The sequence below is a fragment of the Morganella psychrotolerans genome (assembly GCF_001676155.1).
Taxonomy (GTDB): Bacteria; Pseudomonadota; Gammaproteobacteria; order Enterobacterales; family Enterobacteriaceae; genus Morganella; species Morganella psychrotolerans.
In genome coordinates, this window is the sequence record NZ_LZEW01000031.1 from 74,605 (window position 1) to 98,178 (window position 23,574).

General features: G+C 46.8%; 20 protein-coding genes and 4 pseudogenes. 18 read left to right on the forward strand and 6 right to left on the reverse strand.

The genetic code is table 11. The features are described from left to right. Positions 1-77 precede the first annotated feature (77 nt). The 3 genes and pseudogenes from AYY16_RS16400 (at position 78) to AYY16_RS16410 (ending at position 3,512) form a co-directional block, all read left to right on the forward strand. Positions 78-1,484 (forward strand): MFS transporter, encoded by a 1,407-nt coding sequence (locus AYY16_RS16400; RefSeq protein WP_067369079.1) that lies wholly within the window; start codon positions 78-80, stop codon positions 1,482-1,484. A 104-nt stretch (positions 1,485-1,588) separates the two neighbouring features. Next, a pseudogene (gene accA / locus AYY16_RS16405) lies at positions 1,589-2,549 on the forward strand (acetyl-CoA carboxylase carboxyl transferase subunit alpha). A 63-nt stretch (positions 2,550-2,612) separates the two neighbouring features. Continuing rightward, the gene (locus tag AYY16_RS16410; protein WP_067369316.1) at positions 2,613-3,512 is read left to right on the forward strand and encodes a LysR family transcriptional regulator; all 900 of its coding nucleotides are present in this window, start codon (positions 2,613-2,615) and stop codon (positions 3,510-3,512) included. Positions 3,513-3,521: 9 nt separating this feature from the next. Here AYY16_RS16410 and AYY16_RS16415 read toward each other — a convergent pair whose 3' ends face one another. Then, positions 3,522-3,962, reverse strand: a complete 441-nt coding sequence (locus AYY16_RS16415; protein WP_067369082.1) for a DUF411 domain-containing protein — start codon at positions 3,960-3,962, stop codon at positions 3,522-3,524. Positions 3,963-4,161: 199 nt separating this feature from the next. On the opposite strand from AYY16_RS16415, the gene AYY16_RS16420 reads away from it, so the two are divergent. The 7 genes and pseudogenes from AYY16_RS16420 (at position 4,162) to AYY16_RS16450 (ending at position 11,764) form a co-directional block, all read left to right on the forward strand. Then, positions 4,162-5,532, forward strand: coding sequence for an MFS transporter (locus AYY16_RS16420; protein WP_067369085.1), 1,371 nt, complete (start codon positions 4,162-4,164; stop codon positions 5,530-5,532). Positions 5,533-5,548: 16 nt separating this feature from the next. Further along, positions 5,549-6,451, forward strand: coding sequence for a LysR family transcriptional regulator (locus tag AYY16_RS16425; RefSeq protein ID WP_067369088.1), 903 nt, complete (start codon positions 5,549-5,551; stop codon positions 6,449-6,451). Between the two features lie 34 nt (positions 6,452-6,485). Then, on the forward strand, positions 6,486-6,923 hold the full coding sequence (locus tag AYY16_RS16430; RefSeq protein WP_067369091.1) for a hypothetical protein: 438 nt from the start codon (positions 6,486-6,488) through the stop codon (positions 6,921-6,923). A 305-nt stretch (positions 6,924-7,228) separates the two neighbouring features. Continuing rightward, a pseudogene (locus AYY16_RS16435) lies at positions 7,229-7,709 on the forward strand (Hcp family type VI secretion system effector). 5 nt (positions 7,710-7,714) lie between these two features. Then, positions 7,715-8,293: a hypothetical protein gene (locus AYY16_RS16440; protein WP_067369094.1), complete on the forward strand. Its 579-nt coding sequence runs from the start codon at positions 7,715-7,717 to the stop codon at positions 8,291-8,293. A gap of 693 nt (positions 8,294-8,986) precedes the next feature. Further along, positions 8,987-9,979, forward strand: a complete 993-nt coding sequence (tehA, locus tag AYY16_RS16445; RefSeq protein WP_067369096.1) for a dicarboxylate transporter/tellurite-resistance protein TehA — start codon at positions 8,987-8,989, stop codon at positions 9,977-9,979. A gap of 384 nt (positions 9,980-10,363) precedes the next feature. Continuing rightward, positions 10,364-11,764, forward strand: coding sequence for a nucleobase:cation symporter-2 family protein (locus tag AYY16_RS16450; RefSeq protein WP_067369099.1), 1,401 nt, complete (start codon positions 10,364-10,366; stop codon positions 11,762-11,764). Between the two features lie 79 nt (positions 11,765-11,843). On the opposite strand, the gene dinD is transcribed toward AYY16_RS16450, so the two are convergent. Both dinD and AYY16_RS16460 read right to left on the reverse strand, forming a co-directional pair. After that, positions 11,844-12,668 carry a DNA damage-inducible protein D gene (dinD, locus tag AYY16_RS16455; RefSeq protein ID WP_067369102.1) on the reverse strand — a complete coding sequence of 275 codons (825 nt, stop codon included), beginning with the start codon at positions 12,666-12,668 and terminating at the stop codon, positions 11,844-11,846. A 212-nt stretch (positions 12,669-12,880) separates the two neighbouring features. Next, positions 12,881-13,744: a YicC/YloC family endoribonuclease gene (locus AYY16_RS16460; RefSeq protein ID WP_067369105.1), complete on the reverse strand. Its 864-nt coding sequence runs from the start codon at positions 13,742-13,744 to the stop codon at positions 12,881-12,883. Between the two features lie 125 nt (positions 13,745-13,869). Here AYY16_RS16460 and rph point away from each other — a divergent pair, with 125 nt between their 5' ends. Both rph and pyrE read left to right on the forward strand, forming a co-directional pair. Beyond that, positions 13,870-14,598, forward strand: a complete 729-nt coding sequence (rph, locus tag AYY16_RS16465; RefSeq protein ID WP_067369108.1) for a ribonuclease PH — start codon at positions 13,870-13,872, stop codon at positions 14,596-14,598. Positions 14,599-14,678: 80 nt separating this feature from the next. Next, positions 14,679-15,327 (forward strand): annotated as a pseudogene (pyrE, locus tag AYY16_RS16470) (orotate phosphoribosyltransferase). Positions 15,328-15,456: 129 nt separating this feature from the next. Here the strand turns inward: pyrE and slmA are convergent. The 3 genes and pseudogenes from slmA to coaBC form a co-directional block, all read right to left on the reverse strand. Then, positions 15,457-16,107, reverse strand: coding sequence for a nucleoid occlusion factor SlmA (slmA, locus tag AYY16_RS16475; RefSeq protein ID WP_412778971.1), 651 nt, complete (start codon positions 16,105-16,107; stop codon positions 15,457-15,459). Between the two features lie 53 nt (positions 16,108-16,160). Continuing rightward, positions 16,161-16,619 (reverse strand): dUTP diphosphatase, encoded by a 459-nt coding sequence (gene dut / locus AYY16_RS16480; RefSeq protein WP_067369111.1) that lies wholly within the window; start codon positions 16,617-16,619, stop codon positions 16,161-16,163. Beyond that, positions 16,597-17,812, reverse strand: a pseudogene (gene coaBC, locus AYY16_RS16485) (bifunctional phosphopantothenoylcysteine decarboxylase/phosphopantothenate--cysteine ligase CoaBC). The gene dut and the pseudogene coaBC overlap by 23 nt, the downstream one beginning before the upstream one ends. A 200-nt stretch (positions 17,813-18,012) precedes the next feature. On the opposite strand from coaBC, the gene radC reads away from it, so the two are divergent. The 6 genes from radC to AYY16_RS16515 all read left to right on the forward strand — a co-directional run bounded on the left by radC (position 18,013) and on the right by AYY16_RS16515 (position 23,525). Further along, complete coding sequence (gene radC, locus AYY16_RS16490) at positions 18,013-18,687, forward strand: RadC family protein (protein ID WP_067369113.1); 675 nt, start codon at positions 18,013-18,015, stop codon at positions 18,685-18,687. Between the two features lie 248 nt (positions 18,688-18,935). After that, positions 18,936-19,172, forward strand: coding sequence for a 50S ribosomal protein L28 (rpmB, locus tag AYY16_RS16495; RefSeq protein ID WP_067369115.1), 237 nt, complete (start codon positions 18,936-18,938; stop codon positions 19,170-19,172). Positions 19,173-19,183: 11 nt separating this feature from the next. Next, complete coding sequence (gene rpmG, locus AYY16_RS16500; RefSeq protein WP_067369117.1) at positions 19,184-19,351, forward strand: 50S ribosomal protein L33; 168 nt, start codon at positions 19,184-19,186, stop codon at positions 19,349-19,351. 372 nt (positions 19,352-19,723) lie between these two features. Further along, positions 19,724-20,824: a glycosyltransferase family 4 protein gene (locus tag AYY16_RS16505; RefSeq protein WP_067369119.1), complete on the forward strand. Its 1,101-nt coding sequence runs from the start codon at positions 19,724-19,726 to the stop codon at positions 20,822-20,824. Between the two features lie 398 nt (positions 20,825-21,222). Beyond that, a complete protein-coding gene (locus AYY16_RS16510; RefSeq protein ID WP_067369122.1) occupies positions 21,223-22,344 on the forward strand; it encodes a glycosyltransferase family 4 protein in 1,122 nt (373 codons plus the stop codon). A 5-nt stretch (positions 22,345-22,349) separates the two neighbouring features. Further along, on the forward strand, positions 22,350-23,525 hold the full coding sequence (locus tag AYY16_RS16515) for a glycosyltransferase family 4 protein (protein WP_067369125.1): 1,176 nt from the start codon (positions 22,350-22,352) through the stop codon (positions 23,523-23,525). Positions 23,526-23,574 lie beyond the last annotated feature (49 nt).

The following is a 23,574-nucleotide window of genomic DNA, read 5'->3' on the forward strand; positions in this document are numbered from 1 at the left end:
GTATCTATTATTCCAAGTAATTTCTTGTTTAATTTACCGTATTCAGCAAAATATCACAAGATTAAAAGGATGGTTCTATGTTGCCCGATGATAGCCGCTGGCGTGATCTCTTTTCAGGGAAAAATGCAGCAATTTCAATAGCTCTTTCACTGGGCGTGGTTATACATGCCGTAAATATTTTAATGGCAACGACTATTCTGCCATCCGTCGTTGAGGACATCGGCGGACTGAATTTGTACGCGTGGAACACCACTCTGTTTGTTGCCGCATCAATTGTCGGGTCCGTTTTTTCTGCCCGGATACTCTCGGTTTATGGTGCCCGTGTTGCGTATCTGCTTGCCGTCATTATCTTTTTTGCCGGTAGCCTTATCTGTACCCTGGCGCCGCGCATGGATATTATGCTGCTCGGGCGGGCTGTTCAGGGATTTGGCGGCGGTGTTATGTTCGCACTGTCTTACGCGATGATCAATTTAGTTTATGTCCCGGCGCTGTGGCCGCGGGCTATGGCACTGATTTCCGGGATGTGGGGCGTCGCAACATTAGTCGGCCCGGCCGTCGGAGGTATTTTTGCTGAGTTAAACGCGTGGCGTTATGCGTTTGGTGTGATGTTGCCGCTGATGGTCGTTTATGGGCTCTTTTTGCTCACTATTATGCCGAAAAAGCAGAAAACAACAGAAAATACGCCCCGTCAGCGCTTACCGTTGGTTCAACTGACTTTACTGACCGCTGCGGTACTGATTGTTTCTGCGGGCAGTCTCAGTCCGGATGTGACGCTGAATGTGTTTGGTGTGGTAGCCGCGCTGCTGTTACTGATCCTGCTTGCAGTGATTGAGCAGCGCAGTTCATCCCGTTTATTACCCCGCAATACATTCCGTCGCGGCAGCCATCATGCGGCGCTGTATGTCACTATCTCTCTGCTGGCTATCGGTATGACCTGTGAAGTGTTTGTGCCGTATTTCCTTCAGCGTCTGCACGGACAGTCGCCGCTGGCATCCGGCTATATGAGTGCGCTGATGGCAGCAGGCTGGACGGTCAGCGAGATAATCAGTGCCGGCTGGAAAGGGGCGAAAATGCGGGCAAGCATCCTGTTTGGTCCGTTGTTTGTACTGGCGGGGCTGGTATTGCTGGCTCTGACACTGTCAGTGCCGTCAGCAGGCACATGGGGAATTATGTCGCCTATCCTGCTGGGATTATCCCTGGTCGGGTTTGGTATTGGTTTTGGCTGGCCGCATCTGTTAACCCGTATTTTGCAGGTTGCCACGCCGGAAGATAAAGAAGTTGCTGCTGCATCCATTACCACCGTACAGCTTTTTGCCACCGCACTCGGGGCAGCGCTTGCGGGAATGATTGTTAACGTCAACGGCTTTAATGACGGAACACTGGCAGGTGCTATGTCATCGGCTTACTGGCTGATGCTGCTGCTGGCAATTGCACCACTGATTGCCATCTTCACCGCCCGCCGCTGTGCGGCTATCTCTCACTGATTGTCCCGTTTTTGATATGAGTTTGTGCCGGAACTGTGTCTGTATCCTGTTCCGGCCTTTTTTTTATACTGACCGGATGTTTTCTGTCAGGGTAGAAGTCAGTTATGTCTCAGTATCATCTTGCATTTGAAAAACCAATCATTGAACTGGAAGAAAAAATCGAAGCATTGCAGTCGTTTAAAACGCGCAGCGGTGATTTGGGGTTTGATCCGGATGATGAAATTGCCTGCCTGCGAAAAAAAATGTGAAAAACTGACGCAATCTATCTATTCCGATCTGGGTGCATGGGAGATTGTGCAGCTTGCCCGCCACCCGCGCCGCCCTTATACCCTGGATTATATCAATCTTATTTTTACGGATTTTCAGGCGCTTGCCGGTGACCGGGCATTTGCCGACGATAAAGCTATTGTCGGCGGACTGGCGCGTTTGTCCGGCAAACCGGTGATGGTTATCGGGCATCAGAAAGGACGGGATACCAAAGAGAAATTGCTGCGTAATTTCGGGATGCCTTCGCCGGAAGGGTATCGCAAAGCCCTGCGATTAATGAAGATGGCGGAGCGGTTTCATCTGCCGGCACTTATCTTTATTGATTCGGCGGGTGCGTATCCGGGTATCGGCGCAGAAGAGCGGGGGCAGGCAGAAGCGATAGCCCGCAATCTGCTGGAGATGTCGCGGTTAAAAACCCCGGTAATTTGCACTATCACCGGTGAGGGCTGCTCGGGCGGCGCGTTGGCAATTGGTGTCGGGGATCGCATCAATATGTTGCAGTACAGTACCTATGCGGCAATTTCACCGGAAGGTTGTGCCTCTATTTTGTGGAAAAGTGCAGATAAAGCGCCGCTGGCGGCGGAAGCCATGGGTATGACCGCCCCGCGTCTGAAAGCGCTGGGTATTATTGATACGGTTATTGCGGAACCCGCCGGTGGTGCGCACCGCGATCATCAGAGTGCGGCAGATAAACTACGCGAGCAGTTACTCAGTGATCTCAGTGTGTTATCCGGGCTGCCGGTGGATGAACTACTGGAGCAGCGATATCAGAAATTACTGTCTTTTGGTCATTGTTGAGGACGGATTAGCCTGTTTGTGATAAGAATGGAAGCGCGAATTTATTATGAAGAGGATGCTGTTGTGGCGCTCGACCTTAATTTACTCCCGGTTTTTCTGGCGGTTGCTGAACAGGGCAGTTTTACGGCGGCATCTGTCCGGCTCGGAATGCCATCATCCAATGTCAGCCGTGCCATAAAACAACTGGAAACTCAGACCGGCTGCCGTCTTATTGAGCGCACGACCCGGCGTATGCGCCTGACAGCACAGGGGCAGCAGTTATTTCAGCGCGTCAGACAAACGGATGAAATGCTGCGTGAAACATTGTCACAGATCCGTGATGACGACGCACTGACCGGGTGTTTCCGGCTGACTGTTCCGGGGGAGGGCGGAGGCGAAATACTGGCGGGTATCATTGCCCGGTTTGCGGCAGCGCATCCGGGACTACAGATCCGCTGTGATACCCGGCTGACACCGGCCGATATTATTAGTGATGATATTGATTTGCTGCTGACTTATCAGCGGGGAGAGATAGCGGACAGCAGTTATCACAGCCGCCTTATTCAGTCGTGGCCGAGTGTGGTGGTTGCCGCACCTTCTCTGCTTGCCCGCACCGGCATGCCGGAATCACCTTCTGATTTAACCAAACTTCCCTGTATCTCCAGCTTGAGTGCCCTGAACGGGCAGCCGTGGATTTTCTGTCAACCTGACGGCGGGCTGCTTTCTCTGCGGATCAACAGCCATTATCAGGTCAATAGCGGGGTGCTGGCGGGAGCTGCTGCCATTGAAGGTGTTGGTTTTGCGATTTTATCGCGCCACCTTTGTGAGCCGGCTATCCGAGAAGGTAAATTACAGGTGATCCGGTTCCGTGAAGAACCGGCACCTGTCGAGTTGAGAGCGGTGTATGCCAGTCGCCGTGAATTATCACCTGTTGTTGACCGTTTTTTGCATTTTCTCGACATTTCGCTGCAAGATAATAACTGATTGCGGCGATCAGTAGCTGCGGAAAACGGTTTGTTTACCGGCGGCATCATATGCAATCACATCATACGCCTCTTTCATGTCTTTATATTCCATGCCGAGGCTGCCGGTCGGCATGCCCGGCACAGAAATTCCTTTTGCGGTTTCCGGCAGGGTATCAATAGCATCCAGGCTGTCAGCCGGAACATGACCAATCACATATTTGCCGTTCAGTGTGGCGAGATGGCAGCTCATCAGGTTCATGGATGCTCCGGAATCGATCATCATTTTCTCAAGCTGAGCCTGCGGAACAATATTGGTTTGTACATCATAACCAGCTTTTTCCACACCTTCCGCCCACTGCCCGCAGCAGCCGCAGGTCGGGGATTTATACACAGTAACAGAGCCTTTCGCTGCCATCGCACCGGCAGACAGTGTGGTGAATAAAGCGAGCGCTAAAATGGATTTGTTCATTAATATTCTCTGTAATTAATCGGATAATATTGATGAGATTAATGGTTTCCCTAAGGGGAAGGTCAATACAGGGAACGTATAGTTGGATAGAGAAGTGTAAAGGTGGCGTTTGGTGCAACTGAGGTAACCGGTTGGCGCATCTTCATTCAGGGTTTTCTCCGTATTACGATAACTGCGGGTTATATATTGCGGGGATGATATGGAAAAAATGCATGATGTAAAACAGTATCCGATGGCACTGGCATTGCCGGTGTTTATGGCATCAATGAACAGCAGTATTGTGAATGTGGCGGTGCCTTCACTCATGGAGGCATTTGATACGCCATTCAGTAACATACAGTGGGTCATTGTGGTGTATCTCATTTCGCTGACCAGTGCGGCGGTTGTAACCGGGCAGATAGGCGATCGGATTGACCGGCGGAAAGTACTGTGTACGGCGGTATTTCTGTTCACACTCGCATCCGCATTGTGTGGTCTTGCGCCAACGGTGTTATGGCTGGTCGCCGGGCGGGTACTTCAGGGCATTGCTGCCGCGATGATGATGAACAGCACTATGGCGCTGATTGCCGCTATGCGCACAGGACAGTCCGGCGGGAAAACGATGGGATGGATTGGCGCGCTTTCTGCTATGGGAACGGCTGCCGGACCTGCCTGCGGTGGCTGGCTCACCGGGCAATGGGGTTGGTCGGCAGTATTCTTTATTAATATCCCGGCGGGAATAGCGGCGCTCTTCTTTATTATCCGTTTCGTTAAGCCACAGCCTGTTTCGTCCGGTCAGCGTCTCCCGGTAAACCGCACCGGTATTTTATTACTTACACTTATCATTGCGATGTATTCATCCGGCATGATTATCAATGACGGAATGTGGCGCCTGCTATTACTGGCAGCCGCATGTGGCGGGGTGCTGCTGTTCCGGCAGACTGAGCGGCGGACAACAAACCCGGTATTCCCCGTGGCGCTGATAAAGCAGCCTGCATTAATCACAGGGATGACCCTAAGTGTTCTTGTTTCAACCGTCATGATGGCGTTGCTGGTCGCGGGTCCTTTCTGGCTGATGCATCAGCTTCATTTGTCACCTTTGCAGGCTGGACTGATGATGTCGTGTGGTCCGCTGGTTGCCGCCTGTACCGGAGTCCCCGCCGGAAAACTGACAGATAAAATCGGCGCAGATAAGGTTGTTGTTTATGCGCTGATCATGATGACAGTTGGCTTTTCATTATTCACCCTATTGGGCATTGTTCCCCGCGGTGCTCTTTATCTGATTTTTATTGCGATTATTACAAGCGGATACGCCGCATTTCAGGCGGCAAATAACTCCTCCATTCTTTTCCGGATAGATTCACAGGAAAAAGGGTTGTTAGCGGGGTTGATTAATCTCTCACGTAATACAGGGCTGATAAACGGCGCAACACTGATGGGAACCCTGTTTTCAGTTTCTGCGGGATCTATTTCTCCGGGAAATGTAGTTGAGGAGAATATCGGGCGCGGTTTTATATTGACGTTCGGAGTCGCCACCTGCTTAATGCTGATATCAACGGGTATTGCGCTGCGGTATTTGCGTCGGCGCTGAATACGGAGCAGCTGATATGCTGAATATGGATCTTAATCTGCTGGTTACATTGAATGTGTTGCTGACGGAAGCCAATATTACCCGTGCCGCACAGATTCAGGGCATGAGTGTTTCTGCAATGAGCCGGGCACTGACCCGTCTGCGCATGGCTCTTAATGACCCGCTGCTGGTAAAATCCGGGCGCTTCATGGTGCTGACACCTTATGCCGCGTCTGTCCGGACCCGGGTAACACAGCTGATTGAGCAGATTGAGCAGGTATTCAAAACGCCGGATACAACCGATTTTATAAAGCTGGATCAGCAATTTACTTTACGGGCATCTGCCGGTTTTGCTGAAAACTCAGGTGCATTACTGTTGGCGAGGATGAGGCTGGATGCCCCCGCCGTTACATTGCGTATTATCAGCAAAGAAGAAAAATATGGCAGAGGATTAAAAGAGGGAAAGCTGGATGCTGAAATTTCAGTCGTCAGCAATAATACTGAGCAGGAAATGAAAAGCCGTCTGCTGTTTTCAGACAATATGATCGGAGTGGTGAGTAAGACGCACCCGCTGACGCAGTTACCTGTGACGGCTGATAACCTGCAACAATATGAATTTATTGGCATTGATCGCCGGGCGCCGGGTGAAAGAACACAACCGGTATGCTGCATGAGTGGATCCGGTATCACTATCAAGCCTGCCGTAATGCTTGTTTCCGGTTTTTCTGCGGCAATTGCGATAGCGGCAATGAGCAATCTGATTGCAGTTGTACCAGAGCAGTTTACCGGCAATTTACGCAAAAATCTGTTTAGTTTCCGGTTGCCATTTCCGGCGGAGGGGCTTAATTTTTCACTATTATGGCATCCGCGTACTGATAATGATCCGGTACAAAAATGGTTCCGTGAATGTATTTTGCAGGTTTGTCGCGGGGATAAATAACACGGTTTTTTCTGATGAGGTGGCAACGAATATAATGACAACACATCTGACAATCCAGATTATGGCCGCCGAAACAGTCATTTCAGCACCTTCCGGTGTATTACGGATCCCTGTGGGTGACAGTGTTATTGATGGGTTTATGTTTCAGCATTCACCGGTAACCCCTTATGAAGCAGAAATCGCCATTGAGCATATTGAGAACGGCATTATCCCTGTGCGGGCAAAATTACCTGCCGGAGAGTTGGTTTTGCATTGTACGGATCTGCGGCTGAACCATTTATTCTACGGTGATAAAACCGGTTATTTATTAACAACAGAAATAGAACGCGCTTTTAATGAGGTTGTTAATGTAATAAACGGCAGTCCGGTATCATCGACATCAATACCGTCGGATAAACAATTTACTGCATTTTTGCTGATTATTCGTGAGATTACGCATCACTGGGGACTGGATGGTCTGGTGTGTCTGTGAGGTATTTACATTTTGTATATACCCTTATTCATTCAAACTGCAGGTTCGTTGGCTGCACTCAGCCAGCCGGGTCACATACTAATGTATGCTCCCCGTCTGTCTTCCCTTGCCGCCTGCCTGCAACTTGAATGACGTTGGGTATAAATCTCACCGATTTATGCTAAAAAATATATTATTGGTGAATAAAATTATTTCATGTGTATTATAACTAATCTATTTTTCTCTTTTTTAAAATCTTATTTTATTGTAAGTTGATGTTTCCACATGAGCGGATTAATTGACTTGCATTATAAAAAGGATTTTATATGGCTAATCTTATTTACCTGACGTTAAAGGGGCGTAAGCAAGGGGTTATTTCATCTGGTTGTTCAAGTTATAATTCTATTGGTAATAAATATCAAGAAAACCATAAGGATCAAATTTTAATTTATTCTACAAATTATGATTTAGTACGTAAGCAAAATGTATCTCATGCGCCATTTAAAATAGTAAAAGCTGATGATAAATCGTCTGCACTATTACTTTCCTGTATATCAAATAACGAAATTTTAGATTGTGAATTCGATTATTACCGTATTGACCAACAGGGAATGTTAACACTTTATAAAAAAAATAAAATTAACTAAAGCATCAATTGTTCGTATATCTAATGAATCACCAAGCTCACTAACCGAAAATGAGATACAACCATTTGAAACAGTATCACTGATATATGAAAGTATCACCTATTTACATATTAGTGCGAGTACCTCCGGGTATAGTATCAGAGACGAAGCAATCAGGTGATAATAATGAAAGTGAATGATGTCTATCATAATCGGTTTAATGTTCCCGTTATCTCTTCACCGGATCTATTCGCGGGTTCTCTGGTTAAAGACCCTGTTAAGGTATTTGTTGTTATCAATTACAACCTGGGCATGGGCCACACAGGTTTGGTTGTTGGTGAGGGCGAAGATGCCTTGCTGCATGACCCTTCGGGGAGCTATTCTGAATGCCCTTCAAAGCAGTGTTATAACAATGAGTATGAATATCGTACACTTCGCAGCTCCGGAGAATTTTTTCATTACCCTGAATTTGATTGGGATGATTATCTTTCTTTTCAATTATGGGATGGCCCTGATGTGCAGGTAATTGAATTTATTTTACCAAAGGTACAAGCGGATAAGATAACTGAGCTAATTTATAATTATGGTATGGCTGATTCATTTAAGTGCTCAGATACGGTATTCAAAATTTTAAAGGAAAGTGGCGGTATATTTAATTCTCTTGAGGGAAATTTAGTTTTACGTGAAAATCCCTGGAATCTCAGGCATAAATTACTTGATTTGTACTTTCCTGAACGCGGAGGAGTTATCTCTGGTGCTTATTAAAAATAGAGCAATTATATTGTTTTTTTTCTCTTAGCCTGAGTGTCATATTTTTTTTACCTTGAAACAGTTCATGAATATTTTTTTTAAATGGTATTCTCGAGCTATAAACATAGTGCCAATTATTGAAAAACAAAAAAATATTATCTTTTCTATTTATTATTTATCTCTTGATTGTTGGCGTGTTTTTTATTATATCGTCGCAAAAGTGATATAAACAAAGTATTAAGGGTTTATATTTACCTGTTGCTCCCCTATCTGGTAAGTACTATTGCCTGGTGTTTTATCGACTATTCAAATAATAAAACTCATCATAAAATGGCAGATAGAAAAATAGTCACCATTAGTGATTTATTAATATTATCATATATTTTACATTTCGTATTTATAATACCCATTATTTCGTATCCTATTGATTATATATTAAGGATGATTTTGTTCAGAAAAAAAATAAAGCCTGCAATATGCCAGTACAGATATCATACTGTCAGTATCGGGCTACCTGATCAATCACCAAATCAACTAAACGGGCTAAATGACTGACCGGGTCAAGCAGTAGCGGTAACCTTATACTATGAGTGCCAATTAACATGCATATAAAATGACTCTTATCAAAATAAATTATAATATTTGTATTATTATTTCATCTTCAGCAGAAAACGGCTGAATACTGCATGATGACTGAGTTGAGTAAACATGAGCATTTCCTTGATAAATAATATTAAATCCACTGCGTCCCGGTTTTCTGCCGGTTATTTAGGTATGGTGCTGGGATTGATCGGAACCGGTATGGCGTGGCGCTATGCCGCGGCAGAACAGGGCTATCCGGCGGTCATTGGTGAAGTGATTATCGGCGCGGGGTGTATTGTCTGGTTGGTGCTGGTGTCTCTCTTTATTATAAAAAGTCTCTGTTTTACCGATCGCGTGACAGATGAATTCCGCCATCCGGTCGCCAGCGGGTTTTCCAGCTTATTACCGGCAACAACTGTTCTGGTGGCAATGGGGCTGACCCCCTACCTCCCGCTGTTTGCCGGCGTGCTGTTCGGGCTTGGTGCGGTGGCTCAGCTGGCTTATGCGGCCTGGCTTACCGGCTCTCAGTGGAAGGGGGAATACCCGAAAGCGGCGACAACCCCGGTGCTCTATCTCCCGACGGTCGCTAATAATTTTATCTGTGCAATGGCCTGCGGGGCGCTGGGTTATACTGACCTTGGTATCCTCTTTTTCGGGGCGGGGGTCTTTTCCTGGCTGAGTCTGGAACCGGCTATTCTCAAGCGGATCCGCAGTGACGGGCTGATGGATGAGAAATCCAGGCTCTCTTTTGGCATCCAGCTTGCTCCTGCGTTGGTTGCGTGCAGCGCGTATCTTGCCGTTAATCATAACCATATTGATTTCTTTGCTAAAATGCTGCTTGGCTACGGGCTTTTGCAGCTTGTGTTTATGATCCGCCTCATTCCCTGGTTTACACAGCAGACATTCACATTGTCATTCTGGAGTTTTTCATTCGGTGTCTCCGCGCTGGCGAAATCCTCGCTGAATATCAGTATGTCTTCAGATAATAAATTTATTCATCTTCTGGCATTCACACTGTTTATCTTTTCCAATGCATTCATTCTGCTGCTGGTGGTTAATTCTCTGCGTTTGCTGGTTAAAACCCGGCTCAGTCGTTCCCGTATTCCCGGACAAGACTAATTATTCGGGTAATCAGTGAGATATCAAAAACCAGTAATTCCCGGTTATCAATTTGATTAATTATCAACCACTATTTTCAAAATGATATTATTAACCGGGAGCACAGTTTTTTTATTTTCCCTGTTTTTTTTGGTAACTTTGCGTCTGTATCAGTATAAATAGTGAACAAATTCACAAATCAGATTAAAACTCCGCTATCAATCACACTTTATTCCCTTTCCTGTCACTGAACCCTTCTTTTGGTGTGGTTATTGCTTTAACCATCAGAACAGTCCGCACTATTTGTACTATGGCGGATTGTCATGAACTGAAAATAAAAATCACAATAAAACAAATAGTTAAAAATGAGTTCAGATAGTCAAATTCACTTACAGGAGAGAAGAGATGTCTGATCAACAAAGTACAACGTCAGATCTTATCTACCAACTTGAAGACAAACCCCCGTTTTTACAGGCAATTATTGGTGCAGTAACACATTTACTCGCTATTTTTGTTCCTATGGTTACACCGGCTCTGATTGTCGGTACTGCACTGCAATTATCACCGGAAACCAATGCATATCTCGTCTCAATGGCGATGATTGCCTCCGGAGTGGGGACATGGTTGCAGGTGAACCGCTACGGAATGGTCGGCTCAGGGTTGCTATCCATTCAATCTGTTAACTTTTCATTCGTCACCGTGATGATTGCCATCGGAACCAGCATGCGGGCTGATGGTATAAGTGAAGAGTTATTGTTATCCACCATTTTTGGTATCTCGTTCGCCGGGGCATTTTTAGTTGTGGGATCGTCTTTTATCTTGCCCTATCTGCGCCGTGTAATAACCCCGACTGTCAGCGGTGTTGTGGTTCTGATGATCGGGCTGAGTCTGATTAAAGTCGGTATTATAGATTTCGGTGGTGGTTTCTCAGCCAAATCCTCAGGCACATTCGGCGATTACCAGAATATAGGTGTCGGATTATTAGTATTGCTGGTGGTGATTGGTTTTAACTGCTGCAAAAGCCCGCTGCTGCGCATGGGCGGGATCGCTATCGGGTTAATTGTCGGTTATATCTGCGCGCTGTTTCTCGGAATGGTTGATTTCAGTCAGATGAGTAAAGCGGCATTTATCACCATCCCTGTCCCGTTTAAATATGGATTCTCATTTAATTTCGGACATTTTCTTGTTGTTGCGATTATTTATCTGTTAAGTGTGCTGGAAGCGGTCGGGGATTTAACTGCCACCGCGCTGGTTTCCGGGCAGAAAATTCAGGGGCAGGAATTTCAGTCCCGTCTGAAAGGCGGCGTGATGGCAGACGGAATAGTTTCTGTTGCTGCATCCGCTATGAGTTCGCTGCCGCTGACAACCTTCGCGCAGAATAACGGTGTTATCCAGATGACCGGCGTGGCATCCAGGCATGTGGGGAAAATTATTGCAGTGATTCTGGTTATCCTCGGCTTATTTCCGGGCATTGGCTGGTTTTTCACCACCATTCCGGCGCCGGTACTGGGTGGGGCAATGACACTGATGTTTTCCATGATAGCCATCGCCGGTATCCGTATTATTTTGTCAAATGGTCTGCGCCGCCGCGAAACCCTGATTGTTGCAACCTCGCTGGGTCTGGGGCTGGGCGTGTCTTATGACCCCGCTGTATTCCATGTTCTGCCCCCGTCACTCTACGCATTAGCGGAAAACCCGATTTGTATCGGGGGGATCACCGCTATTATTCTCAATCTAATCATCCCCGTCAGTAAGGAAGCCGAACCTGATGATGTGGAGGAAATAGCGCCGGAAAAAGAGGTTTAACAAAAAGCCGGTCAATACACGATATTGACCGGCCCGGTATTTGTTTTGAGTTACTGTGAAGTGTTACCCGATGTTGAATTTATTTTTTGAGGACTTTCTTCACTGCTGATTCTAACTGCTTAATGCTCTTTTCCGGGGAAGGAAGATCCTCGGGCATGGTTCCGCCCAACTCATGAATCGTGTCCCTTACTTTTCTGCCAACCTCGAAATGAGTTTGGTTTGCGATTGTTTTATTTTTTACGTTATCCCGTCTTAATTTTTCTTCTGCCTGTGTTGCTCTAAACAGATTGGCTGCTAATTCGGTTGAACCCATATGGTCTAAAATCCGCTGTGAGTCTTTTAGTCCCTTACGCCGATGTATTCCTTTATGATCCAAGCCACCGTACAGTCCCTTGTACCCGTGGTTCTGAAAGACAGCAAAATCAATGCCGGTTTCCACACCTGCTTGCTGGGCGGTTTCAACTAATAATTTATTGTGTTCTTTCAATTCATTGCGCAGGAATAGGCGCTTTTCATCTTCTTTCAGACGCTTGAATTCTTTATTATCAGATAGCTCTTGTCGCCTGGTCTGAAGAGCAAAATATGTTTGCCCGGCAGCAATAACCGGCTTACTTGGATCGCCATTCTGCACAACGAGATAACAAGCATAACGAGATAGTATTACATCCTTAAGCTTTCTTTGAGCACCCGAACCAATATTGACCATATCGAGGACATCCTCGAAATGGTCTTCAATATTATGACCGCTATGCAAACAAGCCTCTTTAGCGCGGTCTAATACTGGCGTGAAATGACGATACTCAGAGTACTCGAGAAGCTTTGATAGTTCTCGTGCAGACCAAAATTCGATACCTGACTCATCAATTTTCTTTATTTCTTCGAAGGGCTGGTGGTGACGATCCATGTATCAACCTCGCGTGTTGGTTTCTATGTCGGAATCTGGCTGGAAAATATAGCTTTATATAATATAAATACCGTTATCTCAGCCGAAAAACCTAATTGTACACACCAATCATGGGCTATTGTGATTTATTCTGTGATCCTCTGACAACAAAAAAGCCAGCTAATACAGGGTATCGGCTGGCTCGTTGATGTGCTCTGAGTTACTGTGAAACGTTACTCAATGTTTTGAATTTGCTCGCGCATCTGCTCGATTAAAACTTTCAGTTCAATAGCGGAACTGGTGATATCGGCATTAATGGATTTCGACGCGAGGGTGTTTGATTCGCGGTTAAATTCCTGCATCATAAAGTCCAGGCGGCGACCGACGGCTTCTTTTTTCTTCAGGATGTTATGCGTTTCTTTCACATGTGCATCCAGACGATCCAGCTCTTCGGCGACATCAATACGCTGTGCCAGCAGGATCAGTTCTTGTTCCAGGCGGTTCGGATCTACCTGAATCTGGGCATCATCCAGCTTGCCCTGAATGCGCTCGCGCTGCCATTTCAGGATATCCGGCATCTGTGCACGAACTTTACGTGCTTCTTCTGTCACACCGTCCAGACGCTGTTCAATTAAGATTTTCAGTGCCGCGCCTTCGCGCTCACGGGCATCAATAAAGGATGTGATTGTTTCATCCAGTGCCGCCAGCAGTTCTTCACTGATCGCATCCAGATCCTGTTCCTGAGCGGACATCACACCCGGCCAGCGCAGAATTTCCAGTGGATTGATTTCACCTTCGTGGCTGTAATTTTTTACCCAGTTTGCGGAGGCAACGAGCTGTTTTGCCAGCTCTTCATTCATGCTCAGCACGCCTTGTGCGGCGCTGCTCAGTTCGAAACGGAGATTACATTCCACTTTACCGCGCGTCAGACGCTGGCGCAGGCGCTCACGGATAACCGGCTCCAGGCTGCGCAGCTGTTCCGGCAGGCGGATGTAAGTTTCAAGGTAACGCTGGTTAACGGAGCGGAGTTCCCATGCGGCATTTCCCCACGGGCGTTTAACATCCTGACGGGCAAACGCAGTCATACTACGGATCATAATATCTGTCCTGATAATGGATTTAATGTTCTGATTATAGCGCTCTTATGCCGTTAAGGCATAGGCATTCGCGGGTTTAAGCCGTATAATGCGCGCCCAACAGTTAACTGAACCGGAGAATCACTATGAGTCAGTCATCACGTCCCGCAGGCCGCGGAACAGACCAGGTGCGTCCTATTACAATCACCCGTCATTATACCAAACACGCCGAAGGCTCTGTGCTGGTGGAGTTCGGTGATACTAAAGTGTTATGTAATGCCTCCGTTGAAGAAGGCGTTCCGCGTTTCCTGAAAGGTCAGGGGCAGGGATGGATTACGGCGGAATACGGCATGTTGCCGAGAGCGACCAACTCGCGGAATGCGCGCGAAGCGGCTCGTGGTAAGCAAACCGGTCGTACCATGGAAATTCAGCGTCTGATCGCCCGTTCATTACGTGCTGCGGTTGATCTGAAAAAGCTGGGCGAATTTACTATCACACTGGATTGTGATGTTATCCAGGCGGATGGCGGTACACGTACTGCGGCAATCAGCGGCGCATGTGTTGCGCTGACAGACGCACTTAATCAGATGGTAGAGAAAGGTCAGCTGAAAGCCAGCCCCCTGAAATCAATGGTTGCTGCGGTTTCCGTGGGAATTGTGGATGGTGAGCCGCGCTGCGACCTGGAATATGTCGAAGATTCCGCCGCTGAAACAGATATGAATGTCGTTATGATTGATGACGGACGAATGATTGAAGTCCAGGGAACGGCAGAAGGTGAACCGTTCAGTCATGATGAATTGCTGGCTTTACTGGCACTTGCCAGAGGCGGGCTGGATACTATTTTCGCCGCCCAGAAGGCGGCATTAGAAAATTAATCAGAAGGCGACGCGATAGTCGCCTTTTTTATACCTGTCATTTACCGGATAAAACCAGAAACCAGAGTCAGGAGATATCGATGAAAGCTTATCAGCGCGAATTTATTGAACTTGCAATAAAAAAAACAGGTACTGAAATTTGGTGAGTTTACGCTGAAGTCCGGCCGGAAAAGTCCCTATTTTTTTAATGCCGGGTTATTTAATACCGGGCGGGATTTAGCACTGCTCGGGCGTTTTTATGCATCGGCACTATGTGACAGTGGCGTACAGTATGATGTGGTGTTCGGACCCGCGTATAAAGGGATCCCGATAGCAACCACTACCGCCGTTGCACTGGCGGAGCATCATAATATTGATACGCCTTACTGCTTTAACCGCAAAGAAGCCAAAGATCACGGAGAAGGCGGAACACTGGTCGGCAGTCCGCTGAGCGGGCGTATTATGGTTGTGGATGATGTGATAACAGCCGGAACGGCAATCCGTGAATCAATGGAAATCATCAGACAAAATAATGCCTCTCTCGCAGGTGTTATGCTGAGCCTGGATCGCCAGGAAAAAGGGCAGGGTGAATTATCTGCGGTTCAGGAAGTGGAGAGGGATTACGGGTGTCAGGTGTTCTCGATTATTACACTGAATGACCTGGTCAGCTTCCTGGCTGAAGATCCACAGATGAGTGAGCACCTGTGTGCGGTCCGTGCTTATCGTGAACAATACGGAATTCAGGTCTGACGCTGATTTTGAACAAAAAAAAGCCCTCGCCCAATATATCGGGCGGGGTGAGTAGTCTAACTAAAAACGGGACTGTCACCAGCGGGTCTGAGCACGGGAATATGAATAACTCCCGGTTTTCTGCCGGTGTTACTGTAACTGCGCGAGAAGCAACGGCCAACGGACATCAAATTCCTGTGTCGGACGATACTTAAATTCTGAGCGTACAAAACGCGATAGCATACCTTCGCAGAAAGCGAGTAACTGGGATGCCAGCAGGCTTTCGTCATAAGTAAAACCACCGCCGTCACGGATCCGCTTTTCTTTTAAAACCTGACGCAGCTGAACTTCAATACGCTCATATAGCTGATTAATACGGCTTTGCAGTTTATCCTGCTCAAACATCAGTGCATGACCGGTCATGATTCGGGTCAGTCCCGGGTTTTTTTCTGAAAACCCCAGGATAAGCATCAGAATGAGTTTTATCCGTAAAATCGTCTCTTTTTCATCCTGAAGGATAAGGTTTATCCGCGAAATCAGTGAATCTTCGATAAAGACAATCAGGCTGTCGAACATTTTTGTTTTGCTGGAAAAATGTCGGTAGAGCGCAGCCTCTGAGACGCCGACACTGGCAGCAAGCTTCGCGGTTGTTATCCGCTGGCTGCCGTCGCCGGACTCGAGCATCAGCGCAAGCGCCTGCAGGATTTCCTCACGCCTGTTCTTCTTTTTTTGTATTTTCTGCCATATCAGATAACACCCCTGCTTTAATGCAAAAACAAACCTGTCATCTGATAACCACATCTTTACTCAGCGTGGTTATCAGAAAAGCACCGGTAATCACGGCGTTATTAGTATTATTGACGACCTGAATGGCCGAATCCGCCGTCACCGCGTTCGCTTTCAGTGAACTCACTGACAATATTGAATTCGGCCTGAACAACAGGAACGATAATCATCTGTGCAATACGTTCACCCGGTTCAATGATAAAAGCGTTGTCACCCCGGTTCCAGACAGACACCATCAGCTGTCCCTGATAGTCAGAATCAATGAGTCCGACCAGGTTGCCCAGTACAACACCATGCTTGTGACCAAGACCTGAACGCGGCAGAACCATTGCAGCCAGTGACGGGTCTGCAATATGTACTGCTAAGCCGGTTGGTAACAGCAGTGTCTGGCCTGGAAGTAACTCAGTTGCGGTATCCAGGCAAGCGCGTAAATCCAGCCCGGCAGAGCCCGGAGTGGCATATGCCGGTAACGGAAATTCCCCGCCGATGCGCGGGTCAAGGATCTTAATGTCGATTTTTTTCGTCATAGTGTTTTAGTATTTCGTCCAGTAAGTGGTGGCTGAGTTCTGATTTGCTCATGTTCGGTAAGCTTATATCGCCGGTGTGCCAGTATAAGTGAAGGGCATTGTTATCACTGTTAAAACCTTGGTTTTCAACAGAAACATCGTTGGCACAAATCATATCGAGTTGTTTTTTTTGCCAACTTGCCGCGTGCGTATTCTTCCACATTTTGGGTTTCAGCTGCAAACCCAATCACAAACGGACGATTTTTGGTCAGTGCACCGACACCGGCAATCACATCAGGGTTTTTCACCATGGTAAAGGTTATTTCGTCACCCTGCTTTTTAATTTTTTCACCGGAAACCACTTTGGCGCGATAGTCAGCAACAGCAGCACATCCGATAAAAATATGATGATCGGGTGCGGCGAGCTGTGCGGCATCATTCATTTCACATGCGCTGACAACATCAATACGTTTAACACCCGGCGGTGTCGGTAATGTGACAGGACCTGTAATCAGGGTGACATCGGCACCGCGGGCGGCGGCAGACCGCGCAATAGCAAATCCCATTTTACCGGAGCTGTGATTACTGATGAAGCGGACAGGGTCAAGGGCTTCGCGTGTGGGTCCTGCTGTGATCGCAAGACGGATACCGGCCATATCCTGTTTTTGCTGAAAATGGCGTTCTGCCAAAGCCACAATCTCTGACGGGTCCAGCATACGTCCCGGACCGACATCACCACAAGCCTGGCTGCCGCTGTCCGGTCCCCAGACAGCAAAACCAAGCTGTTCAAGGTGTGCCAGATTTTCTTGTGTGGTTTGCGCGTTATACATCTGCTGATTCATGGCCGGTGAAACGGCAATAGTGGCATCAGACGCCAGACAGATAGTTGTAACGAGGTCATTTGCCATACCGGCACTCAGGCGGGCGATTAAATCCGCAGTGGCGGGAGCCAGAATAATAAGGTCAGCCCATTTTCCGAGTTCGATGTGTCCCATTGCCGCTTCCGCCGCAGGGTCAAGAACGCTTTCCGCCACCGGAAAACCGGAAACGGCCTGAAGTGTTAAAGGGGTAATAAACGCGGTTGCCGCAGGGGTCATAGTGACATGGACAATAGCGCCCCGGTCACGGAGACGACGGACAATCTCAGGTGTTTTATAGGCCGCGATACCACCGCTGATGCCCAGAACAATCTGTTTTCCTGTCAGTGCAGACATTGTGTTTTATCCGGTTATTATTTGGAGATGCGCGATTTTACCACAACCTCAGCGTATAGGTAGAGTGCTGTTTATTTATCCAGGTAAATAAACTTTTTTCTTCGGCGCAGCTCGCAAAAATAACGGTTTTTTTGCGCAGGTATGCAGGAAACCGCCATACTTTTCTCTGTCAAAACCGGAAAAAGACAGGTGGTGAGGAGATGGATAACCCGATTGTAAACGTGGATTTAATGCCGAGAGAAAAGTTGATCGCCTATGGCGCTTCTGTACTGAGTGATTCAGAGTTACTGGCTATTTTTTTACGGACAGGTAATCGTGAACTGCCGGTAAGGCAGTTCGCTGAGTATTTATTAGGTGTATTTGGTTCATTACACCGGCTGCTGACGGCCGGTTACGATGAGTTTAAGCCCCTCAATGGTATCGGGGACAGCAAATACTGTCAGATGCAGGCCATTGTTGAGTTGTCACGGCGTTTTTTCAGCAGCCAGTTTCAGGAGATGGCGTTTCTCAACAGCGCCTGTTCTGTCAAAGCGTATCTGCATCAGCTGATTATGTGGCAGGAGAGGGAGGTGTTCGTTGTGTTGTTTCTGAATAATCAAAATCAGCTGATTCGTTATGAGGAAATGTTTTCCGGAACGGTAAACTGTGTGGAGGTTCATCCCAGGGAAATTTTGCGTGTTGCACTCAAAGTGAATGCAGTCTCTGTTATACTGGCGCATAATCACCCTTCCGGTAATGAGAAACCCAGCCGGGCTGACCTTCTGCTGACAAAAAAAATTGCGCAGGTGTGTGAGCTGGTGGGGATTGGCGTGTTGGATCACCTGGTTGTCGGGAAATTCAATACGTTTTCATTTGCGGAACATGGGTTGATCTGATCAGTTTTTTTTCGCAGAAACACGCGATCTTTACTGTTCGGGTCTTGAGCGTTTGCGCCGGAAAGCGTATACTACGCCACCTTTGAGGATCTTGGGTTTGGCGAGAAGAGCCTATCTCAGCAAATTTTTGCTGGTTGACAGAGCACTTTCCCGGCGAGTCAAAAGTACGCTGAGATAGGCTCCTAAGCCTGACGAGGCAGCCTCACCCAATACAAAGCTCGAGCTGATTAGATTTTTGGAGAATAGACATGTCCCGAGTCTGCCAAGTTACTGGCAAGCGTCCGATGAGTGGTAACAACCGCTCACACGCATTAAATGCGACCAAACGTCGTTTTCTGCCGAACCTGCACTCTCACCGTTTCTGGGTTGAGTCTGAGAAGCGTTTCGTGACTCTGCGTGTATCTGCTAAAGGTATGCGTATCATTGACAAGAAGGGTATTGAGACAGTGTTAACTGACTTACGTACCCGCGGTGAGAAGTACTAAGGAGCTGAAAAATGGCTAAAGGTATTCGCGAGAAAATTAAACTGGTTTCTTCTGAAGGTACAGGTCATTTCTATACCACTACGAAGAACAAACGTACAATGCCTGAGAAACTGGAACTGAAGAAATTCGATCCTGTTGTTCGCAAGCATGTTCTGTACAAAGAAGCAAAAATTAAGTAAGTTTTGCTTTCTGATTGAAAAAACCCAGCTCCGGCTGGGTTTTTTATTATCTTCAGCAAGTTGATGTCATTTAATGACGGGTTGTGTTGATATAATCCGGATTATTTTGCTTGTGTACCCTTATTCATTCAAGTTGCAGGTTCGTTGGCCGCACTCAGCCAGCCGGGTCACATACTGATGTATGCTCCCCGTCTATCTTCCCTTGCCGCCTGCCTGCATCTTGAATGACGTTGGGTGTATACCCTTATTCATTCAAGCTGCAGGTTCGTTGGCCGCATCCTGAATGACGTTGGGTATAGTTGTTTTTTTTTGGCAAAAAAGATTTTCTCAGCACAGATAATGTTCATCACCTTAAAAAGAGAACTAACCTGAATGGATAAACATCCTTTTGCTATCCTGCATACTGAGTCATCCTGCGGCTGGGGTGGGCAGGAAATACGTATCCTGACTGAGTCACAGGGCATGATCCGGCGGGGATACCGTGTTGTTATTGTATGCTGCCCGGATTCGGAAATATTACGTCAGGCTCCGCGCTACGGGGTGGAGACGGTTCCGTTACCTATTTATAAAAAGCGCTGGACTGCGCTACAGTCGATGCGTCACTGGCTGAAACGACACGGGCGGGAGTTCGGCGTTATTAATACACACAGCTCAACCGACACCTGGCTTGTCGCTGCTGCCTGTGCAACGCTGACGGGAATGCCGCCTGTTGTCCGTACCCGCCATGTATCCACTCAGGTATCGACGTCTTTTATCACGCGCTGGTTATATTTGCGGGCCTGTCGCCATATTGTTACCACGGGTGAAAAATTGCGTCAGCATTTACATGCTCACAATGGTTATCCGCTGTCGCACATGACATCCGTTCCCACCGGGATTGATACGGAACAGTTTTTTCCGCAGGATAAACACATTGCCCGCCGGCAACTGGGGCTCCCGGACAAACGCACGATCGGTATTGTTGCCACGATGCGTACATGGAAAGGACATAAATATTTGCTGGAAAGCTGGAAAACATTGCACACAGAATATCCTGACTGGCAGATACTTTTTGTCGGGGACGGACCACAGCGTAAAAATCTGGTGCCAATGACAGAATCCCTGAATTTATCAGAGTCAGTGATTTTTTTAGGAAACCGTGATGATGTGCCGCTATGTCTCAATGCAATGGATATTTTTGTCTTGCCGTCATTCGGTAATGAGGGCGTCCCGCAGGGGATAATGCAGGCAATGTTGTGTGAGTTACCTGTTATTTCCACAACCGTCGGCGCGATCACAGAGGCTGTCATTGATAATGAAACCGGGTTTATTGTTGAACCCCGTAATGTTGAGCAACTGACAGATAAATTGCGTCAATTGATAAACGATGATGCGCTGAGAATAAAAATGAGTCAGGCAGCATTATGTCATGCAGAAAGAAACTTTAATATAAACAATATGCTGGATAAAATGGAGTCAATATTAAAGGAATAGGATTTATCTTATCAGAAGCGTAATATTCATCCTGTTTATCAAAGACTGCGGCTGATTTTAATAATAATATGATATTTATACTGTACCGAATATAAATTCAGGGTTGTTAATTAATAAGGATGTCATAGAGGATGGTAATGTATTGATTTTAATGTATTTTATCATTTATTGCTATTTCGGTCCGGCGTTTATCAGTAATTGCCTGATTTATAATAACCATAACGACCGGTGCAAGGTTAAATATTTGAAAAGATTAACCCGCGCAGAGGGTTTGATGATATCTTACAAGAAGATATATACATTACCGGAAATACCGGAAAAACACATCCGACATGTTAGTCATTCTCATTTATAGTGATATTGGCTATATGACAGGCTGAGGTAAGGTAAGCGGAAATATGAAGATCGGTTTTATCGATGTGACGGTAACTATGTCATACGGCGGGATACAGACGGCTGTATGGGAATTAGCAAAGGTACTGTCTGATGAAGGTCACGAGGTCCATATTTTTGGCGGAGAGGGTGATATCCGGCCTGAGCTTGGCGGACGTCCGGTGACAGTTCATACTTTTCCTTATATACCCCGTAAGCGGGTGCTGAATATCGGCAGTCGTTTTCAGAAAATAACGGAACGTTATTCCTTTGCCCGTCACGCCCGTCATCAGGTTCAGAAAGAGAACTTTGACTGGATTATCCTGACCAAACCATTTGATTTTTTCTGGCCCCGCCTTTTACCAAAAGACACAAAAACAAAATTTTGTTTTATGAGCGGCGGCACCAGTTTTTTCCGCGGAGACCGCAAACTCAGCCAACGGCTGGATGCATGGGTGGCGTGCAGTCATTTTAATGCCTGGCAGATTCAGCATCATTACAAACAATTCCCGTCCGTCATTTATAACGGGGTGGATACCACCCGGTTTAAGCCGATGGAAACAACGGTGCGCCAGACGCTCGGTATTCATGATGATACCTTTTTGGTGGCATTTGCCGGTCGGTTAGTGGGCTGGAAAGGTGTCCGTTATGCGGTGGATGCCATCGCATTATTAAAAAATGATAATATAAAGCTGCTGGTTATTGGTGCGGGTGATGATTTACCGGCACTACAGCGACGGGCAGCAGAAAAAGGTGTTCAGGATTGCGTTATTTTTCACCCGCCGGTGAGCCATGATGAATTACCGGCATGGTATGCTGCTGCTGATGCAGGCGTGTTTCCGAGTATCGGAGATGAAGCATTCGGGATTACCATTGCAGAAGCGATGGCGTGTGGCAAGCCAGTGATTGGCAGTTATATCGGCGGAATTCCGGAAGTTATCGGCAATGAAGAACAAAGTGGTTTGCTTGTTCCGCCGGGAAGTGCACAGGCCATTGCAGATGCGGTTAACCATTTGCATATGTTGCCTGACAGAGGGAGAAAAATGGGAGAGAATGCGCGTTTACGCATTGTCGGGCGTTATACCTGGCAACATTCAGCCCGCAGACTTCTCAGGGTATTAACTGCAAATGATGAAAAACGAAGCTGAGCATAATGAAGATTGCTTACATTGATCCTTATCCTGTACCGGATTACCGTGTCGCATCATTGCAAATTGTCCAGATGATTGATGCGATGGCGCGCCGGGGATGCTCCGTTGAAATGGTATCGCCTCAGTCGTCCGTATCCGCAGACAGTATTCTGGGACGCGCTATTGATGCGCGCGTCAGGTTCACCGGACTGAAAAATATCCGGAAAACCTGGTTTTTCCCGTTTAACAGTCAGAAAGTATTTAATTATCAGGTTTCTGCATGGCTGAAAAAAAATCCGGTGGATGCCGTGTTTACGCGTAACCTGAAAATGGCGCATTATCTGCTGAATAAGCATCCGGGTATTCCCTGCTTTTTTGAAAGCCATGAGGTTTTTTCTCAGTCATTCAGGGAATCTCACAACCTTTCCTGCATTAAAAATCAGCGGAAACTGGCAAAATTACTAAAAACAGAATCCGTTGTTTATCGTGATGCGTCTGCGGTATTTGTAAAAACAGCACTGATAAAAATAGATGCGCTGGCACTTTATAAGACAGATACACCGGTTTATGTTACCTCGAATGGTGTGGATTTACTGGCCGCCGGTTCGGTAACGGGCACGGTAAATTCAAAACAGACCGGCTCAAAAACTAATTTATTATATCTGGGAAGCCTTCATCCCTGGAAAGGACTGCCGACAATTATTCATGCGTTACCTGCGCTGGAGAATGTCACACTGAGTGTCGCGGGCGGAAAATCCGAACAGATAGCAGAGCTGAAAGCCCTGGCTGAAACCTTAGAGGTTTCGGATCGCATCTGTTTTATGGGATATGTTGAGCCGGTGAACCGGTTTCAGGTTATTGCTGATGCGGATATCTGTGTGTTACCGCTGACTGACAGCAGTATGGGAGGGCGATATACTTCTCCGCTTAAATTATTTGAATATATGGCAATGAGAAAACCGGTTGTTATCTCTGATTTACCGTCCATCCGCAGTATCACCGGGGATGATTTAGTTAATTTTGCCAAAAGCGGGGATGCAGCCAGTTTTGCCGGTGTTATCCGCCGGATTATTGATGATCCCGCCAGTGCGGCACATAAAACGGATTGCGCATTTTCGTTTATTCTTGATAAATTTAACTGGGATAAATGTGCGGATGAAACACTTAATCTGATCCGTAACTCACTGTCAGCAAAATAAAATCCCTCAGAATATATTTTAAATCAATGTATTAAACCTGATTCCCGGA

What these genes read in the sequence shown, in the direction of transcription:
- AYY16_RS16400 (WP_067369079.1), top strand. Translation starts at nt 78, where the DNA reads ATGTTGCCCGATGATAGCCGCTGGCGTGATCTCTTTTCAGGGAAAAAT.
- AYY16_RS16415 (WP_067369082.1), bottom strand. Translation starts at nt 3,962, where the DNA reads ATGAACAAATCCATTTTAGCGCTCGCTTTATTCACCACACTGTCTGCC.
- AYY16_RS16420 (WP_067369085.1), top strand. Translation starts at nt 4,162, where the DNA reads ATGGAAAAAATGCATGATGTAAAACAGTATCCGATGGCACTGGCATTG.
- AYY16_RS16425 (WP_067369088.1), top strand. Translation starts at nt 5,549, where the DNA reads ATGCTGAATATGGATCTTAATCTGCTGGTTACATTGAATGTGTTGCTG.
- AYY16_RS16430 (WP_067369091.1), top strand. Translation starts at nt 6,486, where the DNA reads ATGACAACACATCTGACAATCCAGATTATGGCCGCCGAAACAGTCATT.
- AYY16_RS16440 (WP_067369094.1), top strand. Translation starts at nt 7,715, where the DNA reads ATGAAAGTGAATGATGTCTATCATAATCGGTTTAATGTTCCCGTTATC.
- tehA (WP_067369096.1), top strand. Translation starts at nt 8,987, where the DNA reads ATGAGCATTTCCTTGATAAATAATATTAAATCCACTGCGTCCCGGTTT.
- AYY16_RS16450 (WP_067369099.1), top strand. Translation starts at nt 10,364, where the DNA reads ATGTCTGATCAACAAAGTACAACGTCAGATCTTATCTACCAACTTGAA.
- dinD (WP_067369102.1), bottom strand. Translation starts at nt 12,668, where the DNA reads ATGGATCGTCACCACCAGCCCTTCGAAGAAATAAAGAAAATTGATGAG.
- AYY16_RS16460 (WP_067369105.1), bottom strand. Translation starts at nt 13,744, where the DNA reads ATGATCCGTAGTATGACTGCGTTTGCCCGTCAGGATGTTAAACGCCCG.
- rph (WP_067369108.1), top strand. Translation starts at nt 13,870, where the DNA reads ATGAGTCAGTCATCACGTCCCGCAGGCCGCGGAACAGACCAGGTGCGT.
- slmA (WP_412778971.1), bottom strand. Translation starts at nt 16,107, where the DNA reads ATGTGGTTATCAGATGACAGGTTTGTTTTTGCATTAAAGCAGGGGTGT.
- dut (WP_067369111.1), bottom strand. Translation starts at nt 16,619, where the DNA reads ATGACGAAAAAAATCGACATTAAGATCCTTGACCCGCGCATCGGCGGG.
- radC (WP_067369113.1), top strand. Translation starts at nt 18,013, where the DNA reads ATGGATAACCCGATTGTAAACGTGGATTTAATGCCGAGAGAAAAGTTG.
- rpmB (WP_067369115.1), top strand. Translation starts at nt 18,936, where the DNA reads ATGTCCCGAGTCTGCCAAGTTACTGGCAAGCGTCCGATGAGTGGTAAC.
- rpmG (WP_067369117.1), top strand. Translation starts at nt 19,184, where the DNA reads ATGGCTAAAGGTATTCGCGAGAAAATTAAACTGGTTTCTTCTGAAGGT.
- AYY16_RS16505 (WP_067369119.1), top strand. Translation starts at nt 19,724, where the DNA reads ATGGATAAACATCCTTTTGCTATCCTGCATACTGAGTCATCCTGCGGC.
- AYY16_RS16510 (WP_067369122.1), top strand. Translation starts at nt 21,223, where the DNA reads ATGAAGATCGGTTTTATCGATGTGACGGTAACTATGTCATACGGCGGG.
- AYY16_RS16515 (WP_067369125.1), top strand. Translation starts at nt 22,350, where the DNA reads ATGAAGATTGCTTACATTGATCCTTATCCTGTACCGGATTACCGTGTC.